26 protein-coding genes are annotated in these 23,730 nt (G+C 59.2%); 24 read left to right on the forward strand and 2 right to left on the reverse strand.

The genetic code is table 11. The annotated features are described in order from the left end of the window. The first annotated feature begins 27 nt into the window (after nucleotides 1-27). The 3 genes from GSUB_RS15455 to GSUB_RS15465 all read left to right on the forward strand — a co-directional run bounded on the left by GSUB_RS15455 (nucleotide 28) and on the right by GSUB_RS15465 (nucleotide 2,038). Nucleotides 28-1,449 (forward strand): MBL fold metallo-hydrolase RNA specificity domain-containing protein, encoded by a 1,422-nt coding sequence (locus GSUB_RS15455; RefSeq protein ID WP_040201612.1) that lies wholly within the window; start codon nucleotides 28-30, stop codon nucleotides 1,447-1,449. 135 nt (nucleotides 1,450-1,584) lie between these two features. Continuing rightward, nucleotides 1,585-1,806 (forward strand): ribbon-helix-helix protein, CopG family, encoded by a 222-nt coding sequence (locus GSUB_RS15460; RefSeq protein WP_040201613.1) that lies wholly within the window; start codon nucleotides 1,585-1,587, stop codon nucleotides 1,804-1,806. Then, nucleotides 1,784-2,038 carry a type II toxin-antitoxin system RelE family toxin gene (locus GSUB_RS15465; RefSeq protein ID WP_040201614.1) on the forward strand — a complete coding sequence of 85 codons (255 nt, stop codon included), beginning with the start codon at nucleotides 1,784-1,786 and terminating at the stop codon, nucleotides 2,036-2,038. Before GSUB_RS15460 ends, GSUB_RS15465 begins: the two co-directional genes overlap by 23 nt. Nucleotides 2,039-2,193: 155 nt before the next feature. On the opposite strand, the gene GSUB_RS15470 is transcribed toward GSUB_RS15465, so the two are convergent. Then, nucleotides 2,194-2,541 (reverse strand): type II toxin-antitoxin system PemK/MazF family toxin, encoded by a 348-nt coding sequence (locus GSUB_RS15470; RefSeq protein ID WP_040201616.1) that lies wholly within the window; start codon nucleotides 2,539-2,541, stop codon nucleotides 2,194-2,196. Further along, nucleotides 2,531-2,761, reverse strand: coding sequence for an AbrB/MazE/SpoVT family DNA-binding domain-containing protein (locus GSUB_RS15475; RefSeq protein ID WP_040201618.1), 231 nt, complete (start codon nucleotides 2,759-2,761; stop codon nucleotides 2,531-2,533). Before GSUB_RS15475 ends, GSUB_RS15470 begins: the two co-directional genes overlap by 11 nt. Nucleotides 2,762-3,071: 310 nt before the next feature. Here GSUB_RS15475 and GSUB_RS15480 point away from each other — a divergent pair, with 310 nt between their 5' ends. The 21 genes from GSUB_RS15480 (at nucleotide 3,072) to GSUB_RS15580 (ending at nucleotide 23,720) form a co-directional block, all read left to right on the forward strand. Continuing rightward, nucleotides 3,072-4,493: a mannose-1-phosphate guanylyltransferase/mannose-6-phosphate isomerase gene (locus GSUB_RS15480; RefSeq protein ID WP_040201620.1), complete on the forward strand. Its 1,422-nt coding sequence runs from the start codon at nucleotides 3,072-3,074 to the stop codon at nucleotides 4,491-4,493. A 13-nt stretch (nucleotides 4,494-4,506) separates the two neighbouring features. Then, nucleotides 4,507-5,859 (forward strand): phosphohexomutase domain-containing protein, encoded by a 1,353-nt coding sequence (locus GSUB_RS15485; protein ID WP_040201621.1) that lies wholly within the window; start codon nucleotides 4,507-4,509, stop codon nucleotides 5,857-5,859. A gap of 186 nt (nucleotides 5,860-6,045) precedes the next feature. Next, complete coding sequence (locus GSUB_RS15490) at nucleotides 6,046-6,351, forward strand: hypothetical protein (protein WP_040201622.1); 306 nt, start codon at nucleotides 6,046-6,048, stop codon at nucleotides 6,349-6,351. A gap of 183 nt (nucleotides 6,352-6,534) precedes the next feature. After that, nucleotides 6,535-7,050, forward strand: a complete 516-nt coding sequence (locus tag GSUB_RS15495; RefSeq protein WP_040201624.1) for a BCAM0308 family protein — start codon at nucleotides 6,535-6,537, stop codon at nucleotides 7,048-7,050. A gap of 12 nt (nucleotides 7,051-7,062) precedes the next feature. Then, nucleotides 7,063-7,476: an archease gene (locus GSUB_RS15500; RefSeq protein ID WP_040201625.1), complete on the forward strand. Its 414-nt coding sequence runs from the start codon at nucleotides 7,063-7,065 to the stop codon at nucleotides 7,474-7,476. Between the two features lie 170 nt (nucleotides 7,477-7,646). Further along, nucleotides 7,647-9,092: an RtcB family protein gene (locus GSUB_RS15505; protein WP_040201626.1), complete on the forward strand. Its 1,446-nt coding sequence runs from the start codon at nucleotides 7,647-7,649 to the stop codon at nucleotides 9,090-9,092. Between the two features lie 212 nt (nucleotides 9,093-9,304). Then, entirely contained in the window at nucleotides 9,305-10,207 is a 903-nt protein-coding gene (locus GSUB_RS15510) for a complex I NDUFA9 subunit family protein (RefSeq protein ID WP_040201628.1), read from the forward strand. A gap of 238 nt (nucleotides 10,208-10,445) precedes the next feature. Beyond that, on the forward strand, nucleotides 10,446-10,709 hold the full coding sequence (locus GSUB_RS15515; protein ID WP_235269849.1) for a ribbon-helix-helix domain-containing protein: 264 nt from the start codon (nucleotides 10,446-10,448) through the stop codon (nucleotides 10,707-10,709). Further along, nucleotides 10,690-10,986: a type II toxin-antitoxin system RelE family toxin gene (locus tag GSUB_RS15520; RefSeq protein WP_040201630.1), complete on the forward strand. Its 297-nt coding sequence runs from the start codon at nucleotides 10,690-10,692 to the stop codon at nucleotides 10,984-10,986. The genes GSUB_RS15515 and GSUB_RS15520 overlap by 20 nt, the downstream gene beginning before the upstream one ends. Before the next feature lie 455 nt (nucleotides 10,987-11,441). Continuing rightward, nucleotides 11,442-13,979, forward strand: coding sequence for a helicase C-terminal domain-containing protein (locus GSUB_RS15525; protein ID WP_235269850.1), 2,538 nt, complete (start codon nucleotides 11,442-11,444; stop codon nucleotides 13,977-13,979). A 4-nt stretch (nucleotides 13,980-13,983) separates the two neighbouring features. Beyond that, on the forward strand, nucleotides 13,984-14,487 hold the full coding sequence (locus tag GSUB_RS15530) for an NfeD family protein (RefSeq protein WP_040201632.1): 504 nt from the start codon (nucleotides 13,984-13,986) through the stop codon (nucleotides 14,485-14,487). An 86-nt stretch (nucleotides 14,488-14,573) separates the two neighbouring features. Beyond that, nucleotides 14,574-14,936: a PilZ domain-containing protein gene (locus tag GSUB_RS15535; protein ID WP_040201634.1), complete on the forward strand. Its 363-nt coding sequence runs from the start codon at nucleotides 14,574-14,576 to the stop codon at nucleotides 14,934-14,936. 164 nt (nucleotides 14,937-15,100) lie between these two features. After that, entirely contained in the window at nucleotides 15,101-15,817 is a 717-nt protein-coding gene (locus GSUB_RS18265; protein ID WP_052465000.1) for a CAAX prenyl protease-related protein, read from the forward strand. A 229-nt stretch (nucleotides 15,818-16,046) separates the two neighbouring features. Continuing rightward, nucleotides 16,047-16,265 (forward strand): DUF4492 domain-containing protein, encoded by a 219-nt coding sequence (locus GSUB_RS15545; RefSeq protein ID WP_040201635.1) that lies wholly within the window; start codon nucleotides 16,047-16,049, stop codon nucleotides 16,263-16,265. A 54-nt stretch (nucleotides 16,266-16,319) separates the two neighbouring features. Next, a complete protein-coding gene (locus GSUB_RS15550) occupies nucleotides 16,320-17,855 on the forward strand; it encodes a cytochrome ubiquinol oxidase subunit I (RefSeq protein WP_084212225.1) in 1,536 nt (511 codons plus the stop codon). A gap of 1 nt (nucleotide 17,856) precedes the next feature. After that, the gene (gene cydB, locus GSUB_RS15555; RefSeq protein ID WP_040201637.1) at nucleotides 17,857-18,993 is read left to right on the forward strand and encodes a cytochrome d ubiquinol oxidase subunit II; all 1,137 of its coding nucleotides are present in this window, start codon (nucleotides 17,857-17,859) and stop codon (nucleotides 18,991-18,993) included. A gap of 407 nt (nucleotides 18,994-19,400) precedes the next feature. Further along, nucleotides 19,401-21,554, forward strand: a complete 2,154-nt coding sequence (locus GSUB_RS15560; RefSeq protein WP_158414102.1) for a carboxy terminal-processing peptidase — start codon at nucleotides 19,401-19,403, stop codon at nucleotides 21,552-21,554. 40 nt (nucleotides 21,555-21,594) lie between these two features. Then, nucleotides 21,595-21,957, forward strand: coding sequence for a PilZ domain-containing protein (locus tag GSUB_RS15565; protein WP_040201640.1), 363 nt, complete (start codon nucleotides 21,595-21,597; stop codon nucleotides 21,955-21,957). Between the two features lie 194 nt (nucleotides 21,958-22,151). Continuing rightward, nucleotides 22,152-22,577 (forward strand): F0F1 ATP synthase subunit B, encoded by a 426-nt coding sequence (locus GSUB_RS15570; protein WP_040201641.1) that lies wholly within the window; start codon nucleotides 22,152-22,154, stop codon nucleotides 22,575-22,577. 4 nt (nucleotides 22,578-22,581) lie between these two features. Beyond that, nucleotides 22,582-23,181 carry a F0F1 ATP synthase subunit B gene (gene atpF / locus GSUB_RS15575; RefSeq protein WP_235269851.1) on the forward strand — a complete coding sequence of 200 codons (600 nt, stop codon included), beginning with the start codon at nucleotides 22,582-22,584 and terminating at the stop codon, nucleotides 23,179-23,181. Beyond that, on the forward strand, nucleotides 23,178-23,720 hold the full coding sequence (locus GSUB_RS15580) for a F0F1 ATP synthase subunit delta (protein WP_040201643.1): 543 nt from the start codon (nucleotides 23,178-23,180) through the stop codon (nucleotides 23,718-23,720). Before atpF ends, GSUB_RS15580 begins: the two co-directional genes overlap by 4 nt. Nucleotides 23,721-23,730 lie beyond the last annotated feature (10 nt).

Raw genomic sequence — 23,730 nt, forward strand, 5'->3', positions numbered from 1 at the left:
GGAACTTACGCAAGGAGAAGATCTACCGTGCACCCTGCTTTCACACTCCACCATCACGGCGCCCGCGACGGGGTGACCGGATCCTGCCATGAGCTGCGCCTGGACGGTGGCGCGGGCATCCTGATCGACTGTGGCCTTTTTCAGGGCCGAGATGAGCGGGAACGGGGCGACGAGCGGCCGGAGATCGATTTTGAGATTGGGCATCTCAAGACGCTGGTGGTCACCCATGTGCATATCGATCATGTGGGGCGAATTCCTCACCTGTTGGCGGCGGGGTTCGACGGCCCGATCCTGTGCAGTGAGCCGTCGGCGGTGCTGCTGCCGCTGGTGCTGGAGGATGCGGTCAAGATCGGCTTTACCCGCGACCGGCGCCTGGTGGAGAAGTTCATCGCCCACATCAAAAAGCGCATCGTCGCCCTGCCCTACGGTCAATGGCACCCGATTGAGACCGGCACGGATGCGCCGAAACTTGCGATCAAACTGAACCCGGCCGGCCACATTCTCGGCTCGGCCTACGTCACCTGTCGCATCCAACCGGGGCTTTCCACCACAAACAACGGACAGCGGACAAAGGACAACCGCTACATCATCTTTTCCGGCGATCTGGGCGCCCCCTACACGCCGCTGCTGCCGACGCCGAAAGCGCCGTACCGGGCCGACCTGCTGGTTCTGGAGACCACCTACGGCGACCGGGTGCACGAGGGACGCAGGGAACGCCGCCAGCGCTTGCGGGAGGTGGTGGAGCGGGCGCTGGCGGATCGCGGGGTGATCCTGGTGCCGGCGTTCAGCATCGGCCGTACCCAGGAACTCCTATACGAGCTGGAGGAGATCATCCATCGCAACCGTGCGCGTTTTGCGGCCAAGGGGCTGCCGTGGGAGGAATTGGAGATCATCGTTGATTCTCCGTTGGCGTCCCGCTTTACCGAGGCCTACCGCGAGCTGCGCCCGTTCTGGGATGCGGAGGCGCGCGCCAGGGTGCGGGAGGGGCGTCATCCGCTGGCCTTCGAGCAGCTGACCACCGTAGACAGCCATTCGGATCATATGCACACGGTGAACTATCTGAAAAAACACCTGCGCCCCTGTATCGTCATTGCAGCCAGCGGTATGTGTGCCGGTGGGCGCATCGTCAATTACCTGAAAGCGCTGCTGGAGGAAGAGACTACCGATGTGCTGTTCGTCGGCTATCAGGCGGCGGGGACGCCGGGGCGCGACATCCAGAAATACGGCCCACGCAGCGGCTACGTGGTGCTGGACGGGCGCCGCTACGACATCCGCGCGCAGGTTCACACGCTGAGCGGCTACTCGGCCCACGCCGACCGCAAGGATCTCGTCAATTTCGTGCGCCGTATGCGCCACAGACCGCAGAAGGTGCGGCTGGTGCATGGCGAGGCAGAGGCGAAGGCGGCGCTGGCACGGGAGCTGGAGGCGTTGGGCGTCGATGTGGATTAAAAGCTGGCGGTAAAAACCGCCCCCCCTCCCAACCTCCCCCCGCTGGGGGGAGGAGAAAGCATTTCCCACATTGACCGGCCACATCTCACTCTTTATAATGTCAGAAAAAGTCAACGACATTCAAGGAGAGTTTCCATGTCTCAAATCACTGCCCGCCTCCCCGATGAAACGGTTTCTGCACTTGACCGCGCGGCGAAGAGTCTGCACCGCACTCGCGCCGACATCATCCGTCACGCCATCGAAGCGTACCTGGAGGACTTCGATGACCTGAGCCTGGCTGTGGAACGCTTGCGCGACCCCTGCGACGAAACCGTGAACTGGCAAGAGGCACGCCGTGCACTACTCGCTGACGATTAAGAGAAGTGCCCTCAAAGAAATGCAGGCACTGCCCAAGGCGGATCGCACCCGACTCGTGGCAGCGATCGACGCACTGGCTGAAAATCCTCACATCGGCAAACTGCTCAAAGGAAATCTTTCCGGTCTGCGGCGCCTTCGCGTGGGGGCATATCGGGTGGTGTACGAAATCAACGAGGATCAGGTCAGAATTCTCGTGCTGCGCGTGGCTCATCGCAAAGAAGTTTACCGATAGAGGAGGACCTTCCCCCCTCCCAACCTCCCCCCGCTGGGGGGAGGAGCAGATCCTTCCCCCTCTCCCAGCGGGAGAGGGTTGGGGTGAGGGAGTCGAAGGGAGAGGGTTGGGGTGAGGGAGTCCAAGGGAGAGGGTTGGGGTGAGGGAGCGAGGAGCTAAGTTAAATGACTCTGGAGAAGCTTGCGCAGCACTGAAGAAATCCGCCCCCGATCGGCGCCCACAAGTGCCCCGGCTTTTCTCAGGACAAGTTTCTCATCCAGAGTAAAGAGCTTCATCCTGACGATGGAGGGAGCCGGCAGGCCGGCTGCATCCAGATCCTCGATTTCAACATCGAGAGGCCAGTCGGAATTTCTGGCGCTGGTAATCATTGCCATGACCGCCTGGCCGACCGGCCGGTTAAATATCGCGGCATCAGATAGAATCAGCGCCGGACGCCGTTTTGTGGTCGCACGGTCGGTAAAAGGAAAAGGCACGACCACGACATCGAATGCCTCATAGATCATGATAGGCCTCTTCATCCGCGGAGGATTCCCATTCGGTCAGCGTGCCTTCCAGCGCCTGAGTAAAGGCCAGATCAACGGGGCGGGCCTTGCGCAGGGTGATGTGATCGTTTTCAATGTCGAAAGCGATGGCATCACCGGCGTCCAGTTGCAGAGCACGACGGACGGGTTCGGGAATGGTCGCCTGGTATTTTGAGGTTAGCTTGCTGGTCGATGTCTGCATTGTTGAACCTCCATAGAAGAAGGTGCGTTCCAAGGAACACACAGGTCATACTACCATTACCTCGGCCGTTGGGCAAACCTCCCCCCTCCCAACCTCCCCCCGCTGGGAGGAGGAGCAAACCTTTCCCCCTCTCCCAGCGGGAGAGGGTTGGGGTGAGGGAGCGCAAGTGAGAGGCGCGGAGTGAGGGAAAATACCGACTTATGCGTTGAAGATTACTCATTTTGCCGCTACTATTGAGTGGTTTCGCCGAATCCGGCCCTTCGCCCACAAAGAATCCACCATCTGCTCTGACTCATATCGAGGTTTTTTCATGATTGTCCCCGTCATCCTGTCCGGCGGAGCCGGAACCCGTCTATGGCCCCTGTCACGCGAACTTTATCCTAAACAACTGCTGCCGCTGGTGGGCGATCACACGATGCTGCAGGAAACGGTTCTGCGCCTTGACGGGCTGGCTGATCTGACGGCACCGCTGGTGGTATGCAACGAGGCCCACCGCTTCATGGTGGCGGAGCAGCTGCGCCAGGCCGGACACCCCGCCTCCACCATTATTCTGGAGCCGGTAGGGCGCAACACCGCACCGGCTGCCGCTGTCGCGGCCCTGCGCGCCATGGCTGAAGGCGATGACCCGCTGCTGCTGGTGCTGCCGGCCGACCATGTGATCGAGCGGCCGGAGGCGCTGCGGCAGGCGGTCAGCCTTGGGGTCTCGGCGGCGGAGGAAGGGCGGCTGTTGACTTTCGGCATCGTGCCGACCGCGCCGGAGACGGGGTATGGGTATATCAGGGCAAACAACGAACAACGGACGGCGGACAACGGCCAGGTCTTCCCCGTCGCCCAGTTCGTCGAAAAACCCGACCGGGCCACCGCGGAACAATACCTGGCCGCTGGCGACTACTACTGGAACAGCGGCATGTTTCTATTCAAAGCGTCGAGCTTTCTGCGCGAATTGGTAAAATTCGCGCCGGAGATGATCGCGTGCTGTCGGGAAGCGCTGGATAAGGCGCAGATCGATCTCGATTTCACCCGACTCGATGCCGAGGCCTTTGCGGCTTGTCCGAGCAATTCCATCGACTATGCGGTGATGGAGAAGACGGCCGATGCAGCGGTCATTCCCCTCGATGCCGGTTGGAATGACGTGGGCTCCTGGTCGGCGTTGTGGGATGTGGGCCGCCAGGACGAGAACGGCAATGTCACCAAGGGCGATGTTTTGACAGAGAATAGCCACAACTGCTACCTGCACGCCGAACAGCGCCTGGTGGCGGCGGTGGGGCTGGAGAATCACGTTGTGGTCGAAACCGCAGATGCGGTGCTGGTCGCCCCGCGCGACCGGGTGCAGGACGTCAAGGCGATCGTGCAGCAGCTCAAAGCGCGCGGCCGCGATGAAGCACTGCTGCACCGCCGCGTCAACCGCCCCTGGGGCGCCTACGAGGGGCTGGTGAGCGATGCGCGCTTCCAGGTCAAGCGCATTACCGTCGCACCGGAAGCGAGTCTGTCGCTGCAGCTGCACCACCACCGCGCCGAACACTGGATCGTGGTCAAGGGCACGGCACGTGTAACCCGCGGCGAGGAGACCTTCCTGCTGTCGGAGAATGAATCGACCTACATCCCGCTGGGAGTCCATCACCGCCTGGAAAATCCGGGCAAGATCCCGCTGGAGATGATCGAGGTGCAGAGCGGGAGCTATCTGGGCGAGGATGATATTGTGCGATTTGAGGATCATTACGGACGAGGATAAAAGGGTTTCCACAATGAATTTGACTTGCTTTAAAGCCTACGACATCCGCGGACGCCTGCCGGATGAGTTGAATGAGGAGATTGCCTGGCGGATTGGGCGGGCTTATGCTGAATTTCTGCGGCCGCAGAAGGTGGTGGTCGGGCGTGATGTGCGGCATTCGAGTGCGGGGTTGAGCGAGGCTCTTTGCCGGGGGTTGACCGAGGGCGGAGCGGATGTGCACGACATCGGCCTGTGCGGGACCGAGGAAGTCTATTTTGCGACGTTTCATGGCGAGATGGATGGCGGCATTATGGTGACCGCCAGCCACAACCCCATGGACTACAATGGCCTGAAGCTGGTGCGGGAGGGGGCGCGGCCCATCAGCGGCGACAGCGGCCTGAACGATATCCGCAGATTGGCGGAAGAGGCTGATTTTAAGGCTCCGGAAAAAACGGGCACGGTGCATGAGTACGACGTGAAAGGCTCTTATATCCGTCATCTGCTCGGATATATCGATTTGCCGACGCTCAGGCCGGTGAAGGTGGTGGTCAATGCGGGCAACGGCTGCGCCGGCCCGGTTCTCGACCTGCTGGAGGCGCAGCTGCCCTTCGAGATAATCAAGGTGCACCACCAGCCCGACGGCAGCTTCCCCCACGGCATCCCCAACCCGCTGCTGCCGGAGAATCGTGCCGCGACGGCGGAGGCGGTGCGTACCCATGGCGCCATTGTCGGTCTGGCGTGGGACGGCGATTTCGACCGCTGCTTCTTCTTCGATGAAAACGGCGACTTCGTCGAGGGCTACTATATCGTCGGCCTGCTGGCGGCCAACATCCTGCAGAAAGTTCCTGGCGCCCGCATCATTCACGACCCGCGCCTGACCTGGAATACGATCGAGGTGGTGCGCGAGGCGGGTGGCGAGCCGGTCATGAGCAAGACAGGCCACGCTTTCATCAAGGAGCGCATGCGCAAAGAGGACGCGGTGTACGGCGGCGAGATGAGCGCCCATCACTATTTCCGTCATTTCGCCTACTGCGACAGCGGCATGATCCCCTGGCTGCTGGTGCTGGAACTGATGTGCCGCGAGCAGAAGACGTTGTCGCAGCTGGTCGGCGAGCGCATGGCGCGTTTCCCGGCGAGCGGCGAGATCAACCGCACCGTGCAGGATCCGGCGGCGGTTATAGCTGCTGTGGAAAAAACCTACGCGGACGAGGCCCTGGAGATCGACCACACCGACGGTCTGGCAATGGAATTCGATCAGTGGCGCTTCAACCTGCGCATGTCCAACACGGAGCCGGTACTGCGTCTGAACGTGGAAAGCCGCGGCGATGAAAAGCTGATGCGGGAGAAGACGGAGGCGCTGCTGGCGATGGTGAGTGGGGAGAAGTAGAGAAGCGCTCGCTGGTTACCGCTGTGCTGCGTTCCGCTCCCCCTCCCAACCTCCCCCCGCTGGGGGGAGGAGCTAAGAAACAAACCGCTCCCTGCCGAAAGGGGGAGGAGTTATAAGTGTCCCCTCTCCCAGCGGGAGGGTCAGGGTGGGGGAGGATCGTTTTTCCCCGTTCAAGGAGATCTGCAAATGGCATCACGCGATGAACTTGTAAAAGAACTGGCGGAGGATGTACAGCGGCGCTTCCGTGCCAGCGTCCCGCTCGACCAGGCACCGTCCGGCGAGCTCAACAGCTACTTGGCCGAGCGGGTCGGGGCGATGATTGAAAAGCTGCCCGACCCCTATCAGACCCTGATTGCCGACTGGGAAGGAGAGGCGCATCAGCTCGACCTGGCCTGGTGGGAGAGCGAACCGACCCCGCGCCAGATCGTTCTCGGCCTGGCTGCCGCCATCCTTGAGCGCGAGACGCGCGAGTATCTTGACCTGCCTCGTTAGACCCGTGAAGGGTGAGGTGTTAGGAGTGAGGAGGTAAAACCCTTTCTTTTCGCGCCTCACTCCTTACCCCTCACTCCTCACGCCCCTTCTATCACTACCCCTTTAAATTCACGACAAGCTGGTATACTAAGCTAATGAGGGTGCTGAATCGGCCCTCGTTGACACCAGAAAGGGGGTTTATTGATGAACAAGAATATCGGCAAATTCGGCATCGGCGGTAAACGCAAGCGTACTCCCACCAGCGAAGATCCCTATATGCCTGCAGAGGGACACAAGGAACCGGCTATCTGCGAGAGCTGCCAGGCACTCTATCGCAACAAGCGCTGGTATCTTGACCCCGCTGAAGCGAAAAAGGCTTTGAGCGACAGCAGTGTGAATCGCGTGACCTGCCCCGCCTGCCGCAAGATCGCAGAGCACTATCCCGAGGGGATTGTCACTCTGAGCGGCAGCTACCTCTGGAACCATGAGGAGGAGATCCGCAACATTCTGCGCAACGAAGAAAGCAAAGCGGTCTCAAAAAATCCCCTGGAGCGCATTATGCGCATGGAACGGGAGGGGGATGATCTGGTGATCGAGACCACGGAGGAAAAACTGGCCGAGCACTTGGGGCGCGCCCTGCACAGCGCGCATCAGGGTGAGCTTTCGGTGGACTGGACCGAAGACCACAATATCTGCCGGGTGCAGTGGCGGCGGGGCTGAACCGGCCCGATCGTGAATCGTCACCGACAGATTGAACACACCGCTGACCTCGGCCTGGAGATCTGGGGCGATTCCCGCAGCGAACTTTTTGCCCAGGCCGCCTGTGCGCTGCGCGAGGTAATCGTTGCCGAGGCGCCGGTGAACCCTCGCGAGACACAGGAGATCGAAGTCAGCGGCTCCGATGATGCCGAGCTGCTGGTGGCCTGGCTGTCGGAGCTGCTGTTTCTGTTCGAGTGCCGGGGATTTCTGCCGTCCGAGTGCAAACTGGAGTTCGGCGAAAATTGCCTGCGCGCACAGGTCAAAGGCGAACCGTTCGACCCGCAGCGCCACCCGCTGGAGCGTGAAATCAAGGCGATCACGCATCATCAGGTGCTGGTGGAGGAGAAGGACGGGCAGTGGCATGCGCGGGTTTATGTCGATATATAATTCAAAAATCCAAAAAGATTGAACCACGGAGAGCACAGAGGTCACAGAGGAAAGTCTGAGAAAAAAATCTTTCTTTTCTGATTTTAGTTCTTCTGTGTTTTTACCCTAATCTCTTTTGTTTTCTCCGTGTGCTCTGTGCTCTCTGTGGTTCAAAAAAAAGGTTTTCCTCCATGCCCATCAAGCTCCAACAGATCGACCCCTGCCGCTGGCGCATCCCTCGTGAGGGGAAGATGCGTGTCGAGGGGCTGGTGTTTGCCGATCGGGCCATGATCGAGGTGCTGCAGAAAGAGCAGGCGCTGGAGCAGGTGCGCAATGTGGCGACGCTACCGGGCATTGTCGGCCGCTCCATCGCTATGCCCGATATCCACTGGGGCTACGGCTTCCCCATCGGCGGGGTGGCGGCGTTTGATCCGGAGGATGGCGGCGTGGTGTCTCCGGGAGGGGTCGGCTACGATATCAACTGCGGGGTCCGACTGCTGCGCAGCGAGCTGGAAGCGGAGGAGATCCGACCTCACCTCAAGGAGCTGGCTGATGCCCTGTTCCGCAATGTGCCCTCCGGGGTCGGCTCTCATCGCCGCGACTTGAGCCTGGCACCGCATGAAACACGCAAGGTGTTGGAGCAGGGTGCGGCCTGGGCGGTGAAAAACGGTTTCGGTTCGGCGCAGGATCTCGATCACATCGAGGAGCGCGGCACCATCGCCGGCGCCGACCCGGAGGTTGTTTCCGAGCGTGCGCTGGAGCGCGGACGCAACCAGCTCGGTACGCTGGGCTCCGGCAATCATTTTCTTGAAGTGCAGCGGGTCGACGAGGTGCTTGATTCCGAGGCTGCAAACGCTCTGGGGCTTTTCCAGGACCAGGTGACGGTCTCCATCCACACGGGCAGCCGTGGGCTGGGCTACCAGGTGTGCGACGATCATCTCAAGATGATGCTGCGCGCGGCGGCCAAATACGGCATCGAGCTGCCGGACCGCCAGCTGTGCTGCGCGCCGCTGGAGAGCCCCGAAGGGCGGCAATACCTGGCGGCAATGGCCGGCGCGGCCAACTTTGCCTTTGCCAACCGCCAGCTCATCACGCACTGGGTGCGTGAAACCTTCGAGCAGGTGCTGCGCACCGGGCCGTCACAGCTGCGCATGAGCCTGATCTACGATGTGTGCCACAACATCGCCAAGTGGGAAACGCATCAGGTTGAGGGCCGGGCGCGGCGATTGTGCGTGCATCGCAAGGGGGCTACGCGGGCCTTTCCGCCGGGACACCCCGAGACGCCGGAACTCTACCGCGAGGTGGGCCAGCCGGTGCTGATCCCCGGCGATATGGGGCGCTGCTCCTACGTGCTGGTGGGCACTGAAGATGCGTTCAACGAGACGTTCGGCTCGACCTGCCATGGGGCTGGGCGGGTGCTGTCACGCCACGCCGCCAGGAAACTGGCCCGCAGACGCGACATCCCGGCCGATCTGGCTGCAAAGGGGATCCTGATCCGCGCGGCCGGGCGCGCCACCATGGCGGAGGAAATCTCCGAGGCGTACAAGGATGTCTCGGAGGTGGTGGAAGTGGTGCGTCGCGCCGGGATCGGCCGCATTGTGGCGCGGCTGGTGCCGATGGCGGTGGTGAAGGGGTGAGGAATTGTTGGGGACGCCTGAAGCCGGGCGGTGAGGAGGGCCTGCGCCAAGGGACGCTTTAACCCATCCCTGGGTGCTTGACTGCCGCCGTCCTGGCGGCAGACACCCTTGGCGCAGGCCCTCCTCACCACCCTTTATTTGAATTGTTTTGTGGGTTTCTGATTTTTCGGTCTGAGTAGGTTCTTATTTTAATTTTTGGCAAGGAGCGTGCGATGAATGTTTTTTTAACGGGAGCTACGGGATTTGTCGGCAAGAGAATGCTGCATCGTCTGCTGCAGGACGGCCATGTGGTGCGCTGTCTGGTGCGCTCGGGGTCGGAGAAGAAGCTGCCCGTTGAGAAAAACGTCGAAGCGCGCCTTGGCGATGCGACCGATCCTGCGACTCTGGAAGGGATCATGGAAGGCTGCGATGCCGTCATCCATCTTGTCGGGATCATCCGTGAATTTCCCTCGCGCGGCGTCACTTTCGAAAAGCTGCACGTGGAAGCGGCCCGCAACATGGTCAATGCGGCCAAAGCCCAGGGGATCAAGCGCTACATCCAGATGAGCGCCAACGGCACCCGCCCCGACGCTCATACCGACTACCATAAAACCAAATGGCGCGCAGAAGAGACGGTGCGTCAATCCGGTCTCAACTGGACGATTTTCCGCCCTTCAATGATCTTCGGACCCGAGGATGAATTCATCAATGAGCTGGCGTCGATCATGCGCAAAACACCGGTGGTGCCCGTTTTCGGCGACGGAAACTACCGTCTGGCGCCGGTGGCGGTGGAGGATGTTGCCGAGTGTTTCTGCCAGGCATTGCAGAAAGAGGAAACTATCGGCCAGACGTATGCTGTCTGCGGCCCGCAGGATTACAGCTACGACGAGCTTCTTGACGAAATCGGCCAGGCGCTGGACAAAAAATCGGTGCGAAAACTGCACCAGCCTTTATGCCTGATCAAGCCGGTGATTGCCCTGATGGAGAACTTCTCCGCCTTCCCCATCACCACCACCCAGCTCAACATGCTGGTCGAAGGCAATGTCTGCGATGCCGAAGAGATGAAAAAGGTGCGGGAGGTCTTTGAATACACGCCTAAAGAGCTGCCGGGGGGGATCCGGGAGTATCTGCGATAGTCTTTGGGCGTTTCGAAACCAAGGATCTGAACCACAGAGGACACAGAGAGCACAGAGGAAAACACGAGAGCAGGGTTTAAAACCAAAAAAGATGGGTTCTCAGATTTTTCTCTGTGCTCTCCGCGATCTCTGTGGTTCAAGCTTTGAACTTTACTTTTAAGAAGACGGCCCCAGGAAGGCTTTTCCAGGTCTGCCGGCATTCATTGACACAGTGACACACTAGTGGCACACTGACGGTATGCCAAAAGATAATCTTTCACAAAAAGGTGCTGACATGCCTGCTAAAAATCCAAGAGTCAATGTTGTCCTGGAACAACCTGTTTACAATACCCTCCATGATCTTGCTGAAACTCAGGGTGTTTCCATGTCCATGCTGATGCGTGACCTTGTCAAAGAGGCTCTTGAGCTGCATGAAGATCGTGCATTGACGGTATTTGCTACAGAACGGGAAAAAGATTTCCAATCCTTCGAAGCCTTAAGTCATGACGAGACATGGGGCTGAAGTGACTTTCACGGTTATCTACCATCCCGAAGTTAAAAACCGCGACATCCCAAAGCTTAACGGGGATATCCGTTTGCGCATCAGAAAAGCCATCGAATCCCGGCTTATGGTCGCGCCGCAGGAATATGGCGAGCCTCTGCGCAAAACCTTGAAAGGCTATTGGAAACTCAGGATCGGAGACTACCGGGTTGTTTTCCGGGTCGATCATCATCAGATTCTTGTCCTTGGGATCTGCCACCGGAAAGAAATCTACCCCTTGATGGAAAAACGCCAGTAAATAAAATTGATGGCGTCGCAAAAAGTCCGTCCTACGGCGTTACGGCGTTTTTTCAGGACCTCGACATACCTGATGTATGCCTTCGCCCCTGAAAAACCACCAGGCCTTGTAGGACGAAATTTTTGCTTAGCCATCCTCTGGTTTTTTGCGAGTGCGTCAAAATTCACTTGCGAGGGGATACGGGAGTATCTGCGATAGTCTTTGGTTGTTTCGATACCAAGGATCTGAACCACAGAGGACACAGAGAGCACAGAGGAAACCACGAGATTAAGGTTTAAAACCAAAAAGATGGGTTCTCAGATTTTTCTCCGTGTTCTCCGTGATCTCTGTGGTTCCAAGATTCTGTGTTCAATGTTTGTGTAGTTCAAAATCCGAAGTGTTTGAAATCCACCCCCATCCGCGCGATAATGGCTTCCTTTCATTGAGACCCGGGATCGGGTGACGAGGAGCCTGTTTTGATCGAGACTTTTCTGGCGGCGCAGGCCTGCGCGCTGATGCGCGAGGCCATTGCCGAAGCGCGCGGCAACGAGGTTTTTTTTCTCGGCCACACCGACGCCGAACGGCGCGTGGTGTCGGTGGAGGTGCTGGCGCGCGGCAGCCAGGATGCGGTGCCGGCCATCATGCAGTTGTGCACCCATGGTGACGTGGTGCTGCACAACCACCCCTCCGGCGTGCTGCAGCCGTCCAATGCCGACATCGAAGTCGCCTCCCGCCTTGGCGCCCTCGGAGTCGGCTTTTATATTGTCGACAACCCGGTGAGCGACCTCTACCGGGTGGTGGAGGCGTTTGCGCCGCGGGAGCGGCATCAGCTCGACCCCGCACGCATTGCGGAGATTCTGGCCGAGGGCGGCCAGGTGGCGCAGCGCCTGCCCGGCTGGGAAGAACGCCCGGAGCAGCTGCGCATGGCCTTTGCGGTGAGCGAGGCGTTCAACCTCAATCAGCTGGCGGTGATCGAAGCGGGCACCGGCACCGGCAAGAGCCTGGCCTACCTGGTTCCGGCCGCGCTGTGGGCGGTGCGCAACGAAGAGCGGGTGGTGATCTCCACCAACACCATCAACCTGCAGGAGCAGCTGATCCGCAAGGATATCCCCTTTCTGCAGCGCTCGACCGATCTTGAGTTCCACGCCGTGCTGGTCAAGGGACGCGGCAACTACCTGTGCCTGCGGCGCAGCGAAACGGCTCACACTGAACCGGGCCTGTTCGATGCCGAGCACCTCGGTGAGCTGCGCGCCATCCTCGACTGGGCCGAACATACACGCGACGGCTCGCGCGAGGATCTGCCCTTTATCCCGAAAGAATCACTTTGGGAGGAGGTGCGCTGCGAAATTGATCAGTGCGCCCGGGTGCGCTGCCCTCATTACAGCCGCTGCTTTTTTCATCGCGCGCGGCGCGCGGCGGCGGCTGCCGACCTGCTGGTGGTCAACCACGCCCTGCTTTTAAGCGATCTGGCCCTGCGCCAGCAGACCGACAATTACACCGCCGCGGCGGTGCTGCCCCCCTTCGACCGCATCATCCTCGACGAAGCTCATCACCTGGAGGATGTGGCGACGCGCTTTTTCTCCTCCCAGGTCACCCGCTTTACCTTCTCGCGCCTGATGGGCCGCCTGCGCCACCCGCGCAAGGCGGAGCGGGGCCTGCTGCCGCGCTTCATGTCCCAGCTTTCCAAGGAGCTGCCTGACAGCGAAGATGAACTCTACCGCACCCTGCATGAACAGGTCGATGCACTGACGGTGGCACGCCAGACACTGCTCGATCAGGCGGTGGAGACGCTGGAGGAAGCGGGCGAAGCGCTGGTTCAGTCCGCCGCCGGCAGAAACGAGGGGGGCGAGCTGAAGCTGCGGTTGATCCCCTCGTTTACCGGAGGCCGCCTGTGGGCGCAGTTCCAACCCCGGCTGCGGGCGCTGGCCAATGAAAGTGCGCTCTTTGCCAAACAGCTGCGGGCGCTGCTCAAGACCTGCAACGCGCTGCCGGAGAAAACAGCCGACAAGATGCTCTCCACCCTGGTGGAGCTGCGCGGCTGTGCGGCGCGCTGCGAAGGAATCAGCGCCGATCTCGACCTGTTTATCGCGGCCGATGCCGGGCTATGTTCCTGGTTCGAAGTGGCACGGCGGCGTGTCGGCCGGGGAGAGATGCTGGTCACCCGTTTATGCACCGCGCCGCTGGAAGTGGCTGAAAATCTCGACGAAGCTGTATATCAGCGGTTCCGCACGGTGGTGATGACCAGCGCCACGCTGGCTGTGGGCGAATCCTTTGCCTATCTGCGCGAACGGGTCGGGCTGGATCGTGCCGAGAAGGAGCGGCTGCGCGAATTGCAGCTTCCCGCGCCCTTTGACTACCGCGAACAGGCGCTGGTGGCGGTGCCCACCGATCTGCCGGAGCCGGGGCGCCCGGGCTTTGCCGAGCAGGCGCGGGATCTGATCGAGCGCTGCATCCTGGCGGCCGGCGGGCGCACCTTCGTGCTGTTCACCGCCTATGGCCTGCTGCGACGGCTGCACGGTGAACTTGCGCCGGTGCTCGGGGCGCGCGGCTATCACTGCCTGCGCCAGGGTGAGGCCAATCGCCATCGCCTGCTGAAGCAATTCGCCGACGAGGATTCAAGTGTGCTGTTCGCCACCGATTCCTTCTGGGAGGGGGTGGATGTGCCGGGGCGCTCCCTGGAACAGGTGATCATCACCCGCCTGCCCTTTCGCGTACCGACCGAACCGGTGCTTGAAGCGCGCGCCGAAGCAATCGCCCAGCGCGGGGGAGATCCCTTTATGAGCTATACCGTGCCGCAGGCGGTCATCAAGTTCAAGCAGGGGTTCGGCCGTTTGATCCGCCATCGCGATGATCGCGGCGTGGTGCTGATCCTGGACAGCCGGGTGGTGAAAAAGGGCTATGGACGCGCGTTCCTGCGCTCGCTGCCGGATGTTCCTGTGACCGCAGCAGGGTCGGCTGAAGTGCAGGAGGCAATCGCCCGATTCTTTGCCGCACACCCTGCCGAGGCAGGATAACCCCATGAAAGCCGCATCGCGGACGCCAGAGTCCCGCCGCTGGAACCGGCGCATCCTGCTGCGCTACACTCTCCTCCAACTGCCGGCATTGGCTCTGCTGATTGCAGTTCTGTGGCTGCTGGCCACCTGGTTCGACCTGCCGCGCTTGTGGCTGGGGCTGGTGGCAATCATCTGGATCATCAAAGACATTGTCCTGTTTCCCCTGGTATGGCGCGCCTACGATCCTGAACCACACCCGCGGGGCAACACGTTGGTTGGCAGCACCGGGATAGTGGTTCGGGAGCTGACCCCGGTAGGCGTTGTCGATATCCATGGCGAACTGTGGCGTGCCCGGGCCGTGGACACAGACCGATTGGGGGAAGGCGCCAGGGTTCGTGTCGCGGCGATGCACGGACTGCTCCTGGAGGTCGTTTCGGAGCCACCATCTGTCCAGAAAGGCCCCAGTCATACCATTGCGCCGAACGAGAAAACGGGCATTCCACACCACTCCCGCCTGATTCTTAAATGATAACCACTATTTGATTGACGAATAAGCCTCATTTAATTACCTTGAAGGTTAGTCGTCATTCTCAATCCTAATATGAGGAGCCGGGTGTGAGCCAAGAGCAATTCCCAGAGAAAAGAGCCCAGAAACGCAGAAACACACTCTATTATCTGGAGGTCTTCAACCTCGAGACTGCCGAGTTGCTCGGCCGCCTGGTCGATATCACCACCGAGGGGATGATGCTTCTATGTGAAAAGCCCCTCACTCCCAACACCACTTATGCCTGCCGCATGCGCCTGCCCTCCGAAATCCTGGGCCGCACCAACATCATCTGCGATGCCACCTGCGTCTGGCAGCGCCGGGCTGCCAACAATGACTTTTACGAGGCCGGCTTCAAATCGCTGATCGCCGATCCGGGCGACATCGACGCCATCGAGATGCTGATTCAGCATTTTGCGTTCAAGGATCTCTAATTTCTGAGCCGGACAAACCGCAGAAATCTGCTACCCTTTACCCTTGTCTGAATTGCTCGATTCAGGCAAAGTCCCCGGAATTCATTCTCGTTCAGATGCAGCTGGCCAGCATGGGAACTACGATTCCGCGAGACGAATAGATACAATCAGATTTTGTGGTGACCATGAACTCAGCAGAGACCTCAAACACCTCGTTTTTTCAGCGACACCGCACTCTGATCGATCACGTGGCCCCTTTCGCGGCCTGGTTGATCCTGATGGAAGCCCTGCCCCGCACCGCCGGGGGCTATGCCCTGCGCACTCTTGTCTGTGCCGGGCTTTTTTTGTGGCTGCGCCCCTGGCGGCACTATGATGCATTTCAACTGCGCCATCTTCCGCCGGCGCTGCTGACAGGGATCGTCGTATGGGCCGTGTGGATTCTGCCTGAACTCTCTTTCTGGCGTGAGTGGCCGGGCTGGATCGAATTTTACAACCGCTGGGGCATTCTGCCGCCCTGGGAGACTTACCGCGCACCTGCGGCAAGTTTTTATGCCCCCGAGGCAGCCGGCTGGTCGTTGACGCTGGTGCGTCTGGCGGGTTCGGCGCTGGTGATCGCGGTGATCGAGGAGTATTTCTGGCGCGGCTTTCTGTACCGCTGGCTGATGGAGCGCGACTTTTCCCAGGTGGCGCTGGATCGCTTTGCTCTGGGCGCTTTTGCCCTGACGGCACTGCTGTTCGGCTTGGAACACAACCGCTGGCTGGTGGGGATCATCGCCGGCCTCGCGTATGGAGCGCTGGTACTGCGCACCCGCGATCTGCATGCCGCCGTCGTCGCTCATGTGGTGACCAATCTGCTGCTGGGGCTGTATGTCCTGTCTGCCGGGGCCTATGGGTTCTGGTAGGTTTCCTTCTCCTTTTCAGCGTCGGGGAGCCACTTTTTCTCCTCACTCTTTACACCTCACTCCTCACGGATTCAGATTAAAATAGTCTCGACTGCTTGACAGCCTGATCGCGGTGCGTATAATTATGACCGCTTTGGTTATATTTATATCTCTGTCGATCACTGGAAATTTCCCACATCGGGGATACAATCTGATTGGCGACTTTTATCGGAAAAGGAAGGCTTTGCCCATGCTGAAAAAAATCTGCCTTTTCTACTACGACGGCTTTCGTTCCATGCGCCTGGGGCGCACTCTATGGAAGCTGCTTGCGATCAAGCTGCTGATCATGTTCGGCGTGCTCAAGTTGTTTTTCTTTCCCAACTTTCTCAATACGGAATTCGAAACCGATGCGCAGCGCGCCGACCATGTCCTGTCCAACCTGACACAGGCGCCATCGTCACAACCTTGAACCCGGAGCAGCCTCCCAGAGGCGCTCCCCCAACCTACTGCCATGGAGGTCATCGTGCTCGAGAGCATTGACTGGAGTCAGGTCAACTGGTCGCGCGGCCAGTTCGCCCTGACCGCCATGTATCACTGGATTTTTGTGCCCCTGACATTGGGGCTGTCGTTTCTGCTGGCTTTTTTCGAGTCGATCTATGTCAAGACCGGCGATGAACGCTGGAAGGCGCTGACCAAGTTCTGGATGAAGCTCTTCGCCATCAATTTTGCGATTGGTGTGGCGACCGGCCTGATTCTGGAATTCCAGTTCGGCACCAACTGGTCAAACTATTCGTGGATGGTCGGGGATATCTTCGGGGCGCCGCTGGCGATCGAGGGAATCTTCGCCTTTTTCCTCGAAGCCACCTTCTTTGCCGTCATGTTCTTCGGCTGGGACCGGGTTTCAAAAAAATTCCACCTGTTTTCCACCTGGATGGTGGCAATCGGTGCCAATCTTTCGGCGCTGTGGATCCTGGTGGCCAACGGCTGGATGCAGAACCCGGTGGGAATGGTGTTCAATCCGGATACGGCACGCTTTGAAATGGAGAATTTCTGGGCGGTGCTCGGCTCACCTTCAGCGCTGAGCCGCTTTACCCACGCCACCTCTTCCGGTTTTGTGCTGGCGGCGTTGTTCGTGGTGGCGGTCTCCTGCTGGTTCCTGCTGCGTGACCGTCATAAGCTGCTGGCCAAGCGCAGCATTGTGGTGGCTTGCGTGTTCGGCTTCATCTCCTCGGTCTACCTGGCCGGGTCAGGGGACGAGTCGGGGCACATCGTCGCCCAGGCGCAGCCCATGAAGCTGGCGGCCATCGAAGGGCTCTATGACGGCGAGGTCGGCAGCGGCCTCAACGTCTTCGGCATCCTGCGTGGCGACAAGCAACTTGATGACGATCAATCGCCCCACTACTTCGCGCTGGAAATCCCCTACGCCCTGTCATTTCTTGCCAACCGCGACATCAACAGCTTCGTGCCCGGGCTGCGGGACCTGGTGCGCGGCAACGAAGAGCACGGCATCATTAGTGTCGAGCAGAAAATGCAGAACGGGCGCCAGGCGGTGAGTGCTCTTGCAGCCTATAAAGCAGCGCGCAAGAACGGCGACGAGGGTGCGGCTCAGACGGCATTGCGCGACTTCCGCGCCCACGAACAGCACCTGGGCTACGGCTATCTCACCCATCCCGAGCAGGCCGTTCCGCCGGTTGCACTCAACTTCTACAGCTTCCGCATCATGGTGGCGCTGGGGTTTTTCTTCCCGCTGCTGTTTGCGGTGCTGTTCTACTACACCCTCAAGAGCCGCCTGGCCCATACCCCCTGGCTTCTCTGGCTGGGCGTTTTCTCTCTCTTTCTTGGATATCTGGCCTCGCAGACCGGCTGGATCGTCGCCGAGGTGGGGCGCCAGCCCTGGGCGATTCAGGGGATGCTGCCGGTCGGGGTCGCCACATCGAACCTGACCACCGGCGCGGTGCAGACCACGTTCTGGATGTTTGCGGTACTGTTCACCATTCTGCTCATCGCTGAAATTCGCATCATGACCCGGCAGATCAGCCTGGGCCCGGAGGAGGAATGACATGATAGGCAATCTTGACCATGCAACCCTGCAGCACCTCTGGTGGCTGATTGTCTCTGTAGTGGGGGCACTGTTTGTTTTCCTGACTTTCGTTCAGGGAGGGCAGACGCTGCTGCTCACCACCGCGCATGATGATGTGGAGAAGAAGCTGATAGTCAACTCCCTGGGGCGTAAGTGGGAGCTGACGTTTACCACCCTGGTTCTTTTCGGTGGCGCATTGTTTGCGGCCTTTCCCCTGTTCTATGCCACCAGCTTTGGCGGCGCCTACTGGGTGTGGATGCTGATTCTTGCCACCTTCGTGCTGCAGGCCGTAAGCTATGAATTCCGCACCAAGCCTGGCAATCTGCTGGGAGCGCGTACCTACGAAGCCTTCATGTTTATCAATGGTAGCGTCGGGCTGCTGCTGGTGGGAGCGGCCCTCGGCACTTTTTTTACCGGCGCCAGCTTCACACTCGATGATTACAACCGGGTGACCTGGCTGCATTCGCTGCGCGGACTTGAGGCGGCCTTCTCTCTGTTCAACCTGAGCATGGGACTGTTCCTGGTTTTTCTGGCCCGGGTCCTGGGAGCACTGTATCTGTGCAACCATATCCGGCATGAAGATCTGCATGAACGTCTGCGACGTGCCGTGGTGATCAACATGGTCATCGCCCTGCCTTTCCTGCTCTATGTGCTGGTGCGGTTGGTGACCATGGACGGCTTCGCGGTTGATCCGGCCAGTGGGCAGGTGACGGTCGAATCGTTCAAATATCTGAAGAACCTGCTGGGTATGCCGGTGGTGCTGATCATGCTGGTTGCGGGTCTGCTGCTGGTGATCGCCGGTGTTGTCATGACGGGGAAGGGGCGCAGCACACGCGGCATCTGGCCGGCCGGCGTCGGTACGGTATTGACGGCTCTGTCACTGCTGCTGACCGCAGGGTTCCATGGCAGCGCCTTTTATCCCTCGGCGGTCGATCCGGCCAGCAGCCTGACCATCTTCAACGCTTCCAGCAGTCACTTTACCCTGACGGCCATGAGTTATGTGGCATTGGCGGTCCCCTTCGTGCTGGCCTATATTGCCTGCGTGTGGCGCATGATGGATCGGCGCAAGTTCACCACCGACGATCTTGAAAGTGAAAATGCCAAAAATCTCTACTGATCGATTTTTAGAATAATTAAGATAAGGAGTCATTTCCATGAGCTATGTGCTGGTTTTCGGCTGGTTCGGCGTCATCATCCTCTCTTATTTTCTTGCGCTGTGGGCTCTGCGCAAAACGGATCTACTCTAACCCGGATGAATATTCCGGGCTAAAAGTCAGCCTCCCCCTCCCTATCACAGGGGTGGGGGAGGCGTTTTTCATTCGCATTCAAATCCTCCCCCTTGCTCGAAACCCCTCGGATGTGCTTTACTTTCATAAGAAATCCTCAGGTCCGAAGGCTGCAGTCGAAAACCACAGCCTGATCCCCATGGACTGATTTTGCAACCAACTGTGATTCACTCTCGCACCCTCCTCTAGATGCAGGTGAATCCCTTCGAAGAGAAAAAGCGCACTCCAAATGACCCGTATGACAAGAAAATTACTCCTGGTTCTGCTTCTGCCCCTGCTCCTGCTTCCGACGGCAGGTACAGCCTTTGTCGGTTCCGAGGCAGATTCAGAGTCCTTCGATCTCAACCGGGCACGGCTTCTGAGCTTTGTCATCCGCCAGCAGCTGGTGAGCCATCATTACAGCCACAAGCCGCTGGACGACCAGCTCTCCAAAGATGCCTTCACCCTGTTTCTCAAGCAGATCGACTCACAGAAACGCTTTCTGCTGCAGGAAGATGTGCGCCGCCTGGAAAAATTTGAGACCCGCATCGACGATGAGCTGGCCAGCAGCCAGGTCCGGCTGCCCCAGGTGGCGGCCAAAACCATGGAGCAGCGTGTGACGGATGTCCGCGAGATGGTTTTCTCCCTGCTGGACGACGGATTCGATCTGCGCCGCGAAGAGCGGCTGGAAACAGACCCGGACAAGATCAAATACTGCGAAACACCTGCGGAGCTACGGGATCGCTGGCGCAAAATCCTCAAGCTGCAGGTGATCAACCGCCTGATTGCGCTGGAGGAGAACGCGGCCTCGGAAGATGAAGAGGCGACCCGTGACGAGAAGGCTCTGCTGGCGGAAGCGCTCGACAAGGTGCGCAACAACCAGGAGCACCTTTTCAACCAGTTGCAGGAGAATCGCCGCCAGGATTATTTCGACGTCTATTTCAACGCGGTGGCGAGCGCTTTCGACCCGCACTCCAGTTACCTTCCTCCCATGACCAAAGAGGACTTCGACATCAGCATGCGCGGCTCACTCGAAGGAATCGGCGCCACGCTGCGCGAGGAAGAAGGCTTTATCAAAGTGGTGCGCATCATTCCCGGCAGCGCCGCCTACCGCCAGGGGCAGCTTGAAGCCGAAGACACCATCCTTGCCGTCGGTGAAGGCAAAGACGACGCCGTCGATGTCGTCGACATGCGCCTTCGGGATGCCGTCCGGTTGATTCGCGGCAAAAAGGGCACCGAGGTCCGCCTGCATGTCCGGAAACCCGATGGACAAAGGGTGGTCATTCCCATCGTGCGCGATGTGGTGCAGATCGAGGAGACATTCGTCAAATCGGCTGTGCTCCCCCTCCCCGACAAGGAGAGATCCTACGGCTACATCAGAATTCCCAGCTTCTACCGCGATTTCGAGGGCGGCATGAACGGCGGCGGGAGAAACTCCACCGATGACACGCGCAAAGAGCTTGAACGCCTGGGCGAGGCCGGCATCGAAGGGCTGGTGCTGGACCTGCGCAACAATGGCGGCGGCGCATTGGCTGATGCCGTTTCGGTGGCCGGACTGTTCATCGAGGGGGGGCCGGTCGTCCAGGTCAAGAACGCGGATGGCAAGATCGAAACCCTCGCCGACAAGGATGAAAGCGTCGCTTACGACGGCCCGCTGGTGGTGCTGGTCAATAAATTCAGCGCCTCGGCGTCTGAAATTCTCGCCGGTGCGCTGCAGGACTATGACCGGGCGGTCATCATCGGCAGCGAACACACCCATGGCAAAGGGACGGTGCAGGCGGTCATCGACCTCGACCGCAGCCTGCCCTTTCCCAATATGGATAAGTACCGCCCGCTGGGCGCGATGAAGGTCACCATCCAGAAATTCTACCGCATCAGTGGTGATTCGACCCAGTATCGCGGCGTCGTTCCCGACATTGTCCTGCCCGACCGCCTGCGTCATGTGGAAAGCGGAGAACAGTACCTTGAGCACTCCCTGCCCTGGGACCAGGTCCCATCCGCCGATTTCTCCACCTGGCCCGCCTCCCCTCCCGTGCAGAAACTTGAGGAGCGCAGCCTGGCACGCGTGGCCGAAAACGAAAAACTGACCGAAATTGCCCGCGAGGCCGAACGTGTCCGTGAGCGCATGGCCGACACCACCTATCCTCTGCACATCGACCAGGCCCGTGAACGTCATCAACAGATGCAGAACGAGCGGGAAAACCGCCCCTTCCATGGCATGGCTCCGGTACACGATGAAGAAGGCACTGGGGACCGCGACCTCTCTGAGGAGGAGCGAAAGGCACTGTGGGCGGAAAATACAGCGGAAGATCCTTACGTCATTGAGGCCGTCTCTATTTTGCAGGATTTTCGCCGCCTGAAAGACCTGACAGGCGATCTCGCTGAGAAGGCGACCACTGCCGCGACCCCCTGATCCTATATTTATACTTTCTCTTTCTTACAGGGTCGGCATCATGATTCTCTGCTCCACCCCGAACCGCCAATCGCGCCTCGAAACCAATGCCCCGGTACGCTTCGGACGCAACGAGCAACTCACGCAGGGCGGAGTGGCACTAGATCTAAGTATCGGCGGAATGTATCTTCAATCCAACACCCTGTATGCCGCTGCGACACGTCTTCTGATCGAATTTCGCCTCCCCTCCTGCCATGAACCGATTCGCTGCCGGGCACGGGTTGCGTGGTGCAACCGTGCGGAGAATGCCCCTAAACCCTCCTTTCCCCCAGGGATGGGATTGCAGTTCATTGATCTGCCCCCCATTCACCGCGAAGCGATCATGGCTCATTTAAACGAAATCGAATCCGCCACTTATCACTGACTCCGCCGCTGTTGGTGAATGCTCGAAAACCTTGATCGCGCCAAAAGATTCTTGACAAGGGAAAAGTGGCTGTGTTAGCTATTCCCTGTTTTGCCGCACGGCAAACATTTTTTTATTTCAACCTCACCTTGTATACAGTACGTCGTCCCTTCAGGACGGCTTCCGCAAAACCAAGCATTTGACGAGGTATTTCGGTGATCAGTCTCGATTGGACCCTGTTCCTGCAATTCGGCAATTTCATTATCCTACTGGTTCTCCTTCATTTTCTCCTCTACCGCCCCTTGTTGCGGATTATGGAGGAGAGGCGCCAGGCTACGGAAGGCGGACACGAGCGTGCCCGAGAACTCGAGGACGAAATTCAGTCCAGAATGAAGGCGTATCGCGATAAACTTCACGAAGCCAAAACCAGAGCCAGTGAAGAGCGCGCCGCCATGCGGACCGCTGCGGCCGAAGAAGAGGGGCGCATCCTGGGCGAAGCACAGAAGAAATCTTCAGCACAGATCAAAAGCGTACGCGATCAGGTCGCCAAGCAAGCCGAAGAAGCCCGCAAAGGACTGCGCAGCGAGGCGGAAGACCTGGCCAAGCAAGTGGCATCAAAAGTCTTAGGTAGGAGTCTGTAATTCCATGGGTATGAGAACTTTGCGCGCAACCGCCGTTGCCGTCCTGACCCTCACCGTCGTTCTCGCTGCAGCTTCGGCCATGGCCGCAGGCGGCGGTCATCACGCCGACAGCGGCGTTTTGCTGAAAGACTTCATCTTCCGCGTTCTGAACTTCGCGGTGGTGGTCGGCATCCTCGTGTACTTTGTCACCAAGCCGATCAAGCGCGGCCTGGCAAGCCGTCGCGAGAGCCTGGAAAAGGCACTGGAAGAGGCGGAGAAGGCTCGTCGCGAGGCGGAAGCCAAGTACGCCGAATACGAGGCCAAGCTCAAGGATGCCTCTGAAGAGATCGCCGCGATCGAAGAGGAAATCCGCCGCGAAGGCGAACTCGAGCGTGAGCGTATTATCGCCAACGCACGGGAGATGGCAGAGAAAATGGTCAAGGATTCTGAGAGGGCCGCAACGCAGGAGGTCGCCAAGGCAACCCGCGAACTGCGTGAAGAAGCAGCCTCCCTGGCGATCTCCCTGGCGCGCGAGATGTTGAAGAAGAATTTCACTGACGCCGACCAGAAGCGTCTGGTTGACGAATACATGCAGAAAATGCAGAAGGCGGGAGAATTAAGTTGAGTGTCAACGCGATTTCCAAAAGATATGCCCGCGCCCTGGTTGAAATAGGGACCGAGCAGAAGAAGGTGGAACAATTTGCGGATGAACTGGACGGCATTCTCGCCGCCTTTTCCGAAGAGAAAAATCTGCGGCTGGTGCTCACCAGCCCGACCTTTCCCTTCGAGAAACGCTCCGCGATCCTGACCGAAGTAGCCAAAAAGCTCAAACTTTCGGCCCCGATCAGAAACTTCCTGGGTCTGCTTCTTGAAAAAGGACGCCTCCAGGTACTGCCGCAAATCGTCGCCGAATACCGGCGCTTCGCAGACGAGCTTTCCGGCATTCTGCGCGCACAGGTGGCGGCCGCATCGGCCCTGGACGAAGAACAGATCAAGGTTATCCGCGCCGGACTTGAAAAGCAGACCGGCAAAAAAGTCATTCTGGACACCAAGGTCAACCCCGAGCTGATCGGCGGGCTCAAAGCCGAAATCGGGGGTCGGGTTTTCGATGGCAGCCTCAGCACGCAACTGAAAAGAATTGAAGATACATTAACGAAGGGGTGAAAAGGTCATT

Origin of the sequence: Geoalkalibacter subterraneus (genome assembly GCF_000827125.1) — a bacterium.
GTDB classification, from domain to species: domain Bacteria; phylum Desulfobacterota; class Desulfuromonadia; order Desulfuromonadales; family Geoalkalibacteraceae; genus Geoalkalibacter_A; species Geoalkalibacter_A subterraneus.

Excerpts from the sequence above, each read along its gene's own strand:
- GSUB_RS15545 (WP_040201635.1), top strand. The coding sequence starts at position 16,047 with ATGCTGAAAAAAATCTGCCTTTTCTACTACGACGGCTTTCGTTCCATG.
- GSUB_RS15505 (WP_040201626.1), top strand. The coding sequence starts at position 7,647 with ATGCCCATCAAGCTCCAACAGATCGACCCCTGCCGCTGGCGCATCCCT.
- GSUB_RS15530 (WP_040201632.1), top strand. The coding sequence starts at position 13,984 with ATGAAAGCCGCATCGCGGACGCCAGAGTCCCGCCGCTGGAACCGGCGC.
- GSUB_RS18265 (WP_052465000.1), top strand. The coding sequence starts at position 15,101 with ATGAACTCAGCAGAGACCTCAAACACCTCGTTTTTTCAGCGACACCGC.
- GSUB_RS15520 (WP_040201630.1), top strand. The coding sequence starts at position 10,690 with ATGACGAGACATGGGGCTGAAGTGACTTTCACGGTTATCTACCATCCC.
- GSUB_RS15560 (WP_158414102.1), top strand. The coding sequence starts at position 19,401 with ATGACAAGAAAATTACTCCTGGTTCTGCTTCTGCCCCTGCTCCTGCTT.
- GSUB_RS15480 (WP_040201620.1), top strand. The coding sequence starts at position 3,072 with ATGATTGTCCCCGTCATCCTGTCCGGCGGAGCCGGAACCCGTCTATGG.
- atpF (WP_235269851.1), top strand. The coding sequence starts at position 22,582 with ATGGGTATGAGAACTTTGCGCGCAACCGCCGTTGCCGTCCTGACCCTC.
- GSUB_RS15510 (WP_040201628.1), top strand. The coding sequence starts at position 9,305 with ATGAATGTTTTTTTAACGGGAGCTACGGGATTTGTCGGCAAGAGAATG.
- GSUB_RS15495 (WP_040201624.1), top strand. The coding sequence starts at position 6,535 with ATGAACAAGAATATCGGCAAATTCGGCATCGGCGGTAAACGCAAGCGT.
- cydB (WP_040201637.1), top strand. The coding sequence starts at position 17,857 with ATGATAGGCAATCTTGACCATGCAACCCTGCAGCACCTCTGGTGGCTG.
- GSUB_RS15460 (WP_040201613.1), top strand. The coding sequence starts at position 1,585 with ATGTCTCAAATCACTGCCCGCCTCCCCGATGAAACGGTTTCTGCACTT.
- GSUB_RS15490 (WP_040201622.1), top strand. The coding sequence starts at position 6,046 with ATGGCATCACGCGATGAACTTGTAAAAGAACTGGCGGAGGATGTACAG.
- GSUB_RS15515 (WP_235269849.1), top strand. The coding sequence starts at position 10,446 with ATGCCAAAAGATAATCTTTCACAAAAAGGTGCTGACATGCCTGCTAAA.
- GSUB_RS15485 (WP_040201621.1), top strand. The coding sequence starts at position 4,507 with ATGAATTTGACTTGCTTTAAAGCCTACGACATCCGCGGACGCCTGCCG.
- GSUB_RS15565 (WP_040201640.1), top strand. The coding sequence starts at position 21,595 with ATGATTCTCTGCTCCACCCCGAACCGCCAATCGCGCCTCGAAACCAAT.
- GSUB_RS15475 (WP_040201618.1), bottom strand. The coding sequence starts at position 2,761 with ATGCAGACATCGACCAGCAAGCTAACCTCAAAATACCAGGCGACCATT.
- GSUB_RS15470 (WP_040201616.1), bottom strand. The coding sequence starts at position 2,541 with ATGATCTATGAGGCATTCGATGTCGTGGTCGTGCCTTTTCCTTTTACC.